Origin of the sequence: Kitasatospora sp. MBT63 (genome assembly GCF_000710465.2) — a bacterium.
In the GTDB taxonomy this organism is placed as follows: Bacteria; Actinomycetota; Actinomycetes; order Streptomycetales; family Streptomycetaceae; genus Kitasatospora.
The window spans coordinates 1-638 of the sequence record NZ_JAIZ01000842.1 but is presented as its reverse complement, the minus strand read 5'-3'; the positions used below and the strand labels follow the sequence as shown (position 1 = coordinate 638).

The following is a 638-nucleotide window of genomic DNA, read 5'->3' as shown; positions in this document are numbered from 1 at the left end:
TCGGGCCTGGTGACGGTGACCTGGGCGGAGATGATGCGGACGACCGGGTTGGAGGGGTCGCCGGTGGTGGCGCGGAGGTAGAAGGTGGCGTCGGACTTGATGCCCTCGAGCTCCAAGCTGGTGCGGTTGGTCACGTCGCGGTTGACGTCGCCGTACAGCAGTTCGTACGTGGCGTTCGCGGAGCGCTCCCAAGTGAGCTTGACGTCACCGCCGTTGGGGATGATGGACGGCTCGCACAGGAAGTTGCGCAGGTAGAAGTCGGCCGGGAACTTGCCGAGGTTGAAGACCGTGGACCGGTTCTGGAAGGCGGAGTTCCCGGTGCGGGAGCGCTCGGTCACGGTGACAGGCGCTGTGCCGACCTTCCGGCTGACCGGGATGTCGGACAGCTGGATGGTGAACCCGCTGTCCGGGCCGATCGGCGCGTGACTGCCGGCGGGCGCGCAGACGAACTCCTTTGCCGTCGCGTCCAGACGAACGGTCCAGCCGGTGAGGCTGATCCTCGGGGTGATCTTGTTCAGGTCGGTGGCGAGATCGGGGGCCATCGTCCCGGCCGGGACCTTCACCTTGATCCACTCCACGTCGGCCGGGGTACCGCTCTGCCGGGCCACCGCGATGACGACCTCCCCGATCTCCTCGGG

The 638-nt window shown here is 67.6% G+C and carries 1 protein-coding gene; it reads right to left on the bottom strand.

Annotated elements, in window-relative coordinates:
• A partial coding sequence (locus AA75_RS50690; RefSeq protein ID WP_033826243.1) for a hypothetical protein occupies nt 1-638 on the bottom strand: 638 nt, incomplete at both ends.